Here is a 3709-nt window from a genome sequence, read left to right as displayed (position 1 = left end):
GCGTGCATGCCGTCGAGGAAACGCACCGCCTCGCGGACGTGCCGCACCCAGAACTCCGCCGAAGCCATGTCATCGGAGACGACCGCGCCAGTCAGGTTCGACACCACCGGGATGCGCGGGACCTCGAACGACAGCCGCTGCGCCACCTGGCGGAACTCGTCCAGCATCCCGTCCATGTGCGGCGAGTGGAACGCGTGGCTCACGGTCAGCCGCTTCGTCTTCCGGCCCTGCGCCTCGAAGACCTCCGCGACCGCAACCGCCGCGTCCTCATCACCCGCAACCACCACGGACTGGGGACCGTTGACCGCAGCGATGCTCACGCCATCGGTCAGCAGCGGCAGGACCTCGTCCTCCGACGCCTGCACCGCGATCATCACACCGCCGGTCGGCAGCGCCTGCATCAGACGGCCACGCGCCGCCACCAGCGCACACGCGTCCTCCAGCGAGAAGACGCCGGCCACGTGCGCGGCGGCGATCTCGCCGATCGAGTGACCGGACAGGAAGTCCGGCCGCAGACCCCAGCTCTCCACGAGCCGGAACAACGCCACCTCGACCGCGAACAGCGCCGGCTGCGTGAACTCGGTACGGTCCAGGAGACCGGCATCATCCCCGAACAGCACGTGCTTCAACGGCGGTTCGAGATCGAACCCTGCACAAACAGTGTCCATTGCGTCCGCGAAGACCGGGTAGGCGCCGTAGAGTTCGCGCCCCATTCCGAGTCGCTGGCTGCCCTGACCGGTGAACAGGAAGGCGACCTTGCCGGAGGCCGGCGAGCCCTTCACCACTCCCGCAGCCGAACGGCCCTCCGCAAGCGCGTCGAGACCGGCCACCAGACCCTCACGGTCCGCGGCCACGACCGCAGCACGGTCCTCGAACGACGCCCGACCGGCCACCAGCGACCACGCGATGTCGACCGGACGCGCATTCGGCGCGGCCAGAACGTAGTCCTGGAGGCGGCGCGCCTGCGCCCGAAGGGCTTCCTCGCCCTTCGCCGAGAGCGCCCAAGGCACCATCGGCGCCGGCACACCGGTCTCCCGCGCCTCCTGCGGCTCCACCACGGGCGGCTGCTCGATGATCGTGTGGGCGTTGGTGCCGCTGATACCGAAGGAGGAGATGCCCGCGCGGCGCGGACGGCCGGTCTCCGGCCAGTCCACCGCCTCCGTCAGCAAGCTGACCTCACCGGCCTCCCAGTCGATCCGACTCGACGGAGCATCCACATGCAAGGTCCTGGGCAGCACCCCGTGCCGCATCGCCATAACCATCTTGATCACACCCGCGACACCCGCCGCGGCCTGCGTGTGACCGATGTTCGACTTGATCGAACCCAGCAGCAGCGGCCGACCGTCTGGGCGGTCCTGGCCGTACGTCGCCAGCAGCGCCTGCGCCTCGATCGGATCACCCAACCGCGTACCCGTACCGTGCGCCTCCACCGCGTCCACCTCAGCGGCAGACAGACCCGCACCCGCCAGAGCCTCACGGATCACCCGCTGCTGCGACGGGCCGTTCGGCGCCGTCAGACCATTGCTCGCACCGTCCTGGTTGATCGCCGAACCACGCACCACCGCCAGCACCGGATGCCCGTTGCGCCGGGCGTCCGACTGCCGCTCCACCAGCAGCATGCCCGCACCCTCGGCCCAGCCCGTGCCGTCCGCGGCCTCCGCGAACGACCTGCAACGACCGTCGGCCGAAAGACCCCGCTGACGACTGAAGTCGATGAACGTCTCCGGAGTCGCCATGACAGCCACACCACCGGCCAGCGCCAAATCGCACTCACCATTACGCAGCGCCTGCATAGCCCAATGCAACGCCACCAGCGACGACGAACACGCCGTATCAACAGTGACCGCAGGCCCCTCCAGACCGAAGGCGTACGAGACGCGGCCCGAGGCGATGCTGCCGGAGGTGCCGGTGCCGAGGTAACCCTCGACACCCTCGGGCAGTTGGTCACCGCTTCCCGAACCCATCGCGTAGTCGTGGTACATGACGCCTGCGAAGACACCGGTACGGCTCCCGCGCAGCGACGACGGGTCGATACCGGCACGCTCGAACGCCTCCCACGAGGTCTCCAGCAGCAGCCTCTGCTGCGGATCCATCGCCAGAGCCTCACGCGGCGAGATCCCGAAGAACGCCGCATCGAACTCGGCCGCATCGTGCAGGAACCCACCCTCACGCGTATACGAAGTACCCGCGTGGTCCGCATCCGGGTGATACAGCGCCTCCACATCCCAACCGCGGTCCGTCGGGAAGGAGCTGATGCCGTCCCCGCCCATGGCCACCAGCTGCCACAGATCCTCGGGCGTGCGCACACCACCAGGGAAACGACAACCCATGCCCACGATCACGATCGGATCCTCGGAAATACCCGGGGTCGACCGTACGGGCGGCATCAGGTGCCCCCGCACACCGTCCTGACCATCGAACCCATTGCTCAGCGCCAGCTCAGTGAGCAGATGGCGGGCCAGACCCGCCGGCGTCGGGTAGTCGAAGATCAGCGTCGGGGGCAGCCGCAGACCGGTCTCCGCCTTCAGCACATTGCGCAGCTCGACAGCCGTCAGGGAGTCGAAGCCAAGGTCCCTGAAGGCCCGTTCGGCATCAACCGCCTCCGCGCCGGAGTGACCCAGCACTGCGGCCACACGCCCGCACACCAGGTCCAGCAGCACACCCTCGTGCTCCGCGGCCGGCAGACCGAGCAAGCGCGCGACCAACGGCGAACCGGCATCTGTCCCGCCACCGTCGCGCTGCTCCACCGTGCGACGTGCCGGCACCCGCACCAGGGCTCGCAGCAGCGCCGGCGTCGCCCCCGCCGATGCCGCCTGTGCCCGCAGCACCGCGACATCGAGATGCATCGGCAGGAGCACAGCCGAATCCACCGTCATCGCCGTGTCGAAGAGGGACAGTCCCTCGTCCGCGGTCAGTCCATCGACGCCGTCGCGGGCGATGCGGCGCAGGTTGGCGTCGTCCAGCCGACCAGCCATACCACCATTGCCGGCCTGCGGGGCCCACAGGCCCCAGGCGAGCGCGGTGGCAGGCAGGCCCTCCGCACGGCGCTGCTCGGCCAGCGCCTCCAGGAACGCGTTCGCGGCCGCGTAGTTCGCCTGACCCGCCGCACCGAACGCGGCAGCCGCCCCCGAGAACAACACGAAGGCAGACAGGTCGAGATCGCGCGTCAGCTCGTGCAGGTTCCAGGCCGCGTCCACCTTCGGACGCAGCACCACCGCGACCCGCTCCGGAGTCAGCGAAGACAGGATGCCGTCGTCCAGGACACCCGCCGTGTGAACCACAGCCGTCAGCGGATGCTCCGCCGGGACCTCGGCGAGCAGCACGGCAAGCGCGTCCCGGTCGGCAACGTCACAGGCGACCAGGTCGACGTGAGCACCCAACCCGGCCAGCTCAGCCATCAGCTCATCGGCGTCCTCGGCAGCGGGACCACGACGGCTGGTCAGCAGCAGACGCCGCACACCGTGGGCCGTCACGAGATGGCGGGCGAACAGCCGCCCCAGGCCCCCTGTGGCACCGGTGACCAACACGGTGCCGGACGGGTCACCGAGCACGACCGGATGCTCGTCTGCGCTGTCCGACGAAGGCACGCGAACCAGCCGCGGCACGCTGAGGGCACCCTCGCGGATGGCCAGCTCCGGCTCGCCGGACGCCAACGCAGCGGGAATCGCCGCCACCGACACCTCATCGGTCTCGGAACCGAGATCGAGCA

1 protein-coding gene is annotated in these 3709 nt (G+C 69.6%); it reads right to left on the bottom strand.

Going from position 1 to position 3709, the window contains the following annotated elements; translation table 11 throughout:
• Positions 1 to 3709, bottom strand: a 3709-nt coding sequence (locus ACZ4Z5_RS33215; protein WP_468269988.1) for a type I polyketide synthase, incomplete at both ends; no start/stop codon positions are given.

The organism is Streptomyces sp. NPDC030222, from assembly GCF_055573115.1.
This window is presented reverse-complemented; position numbering and strand designations above follow the sequence as displayed.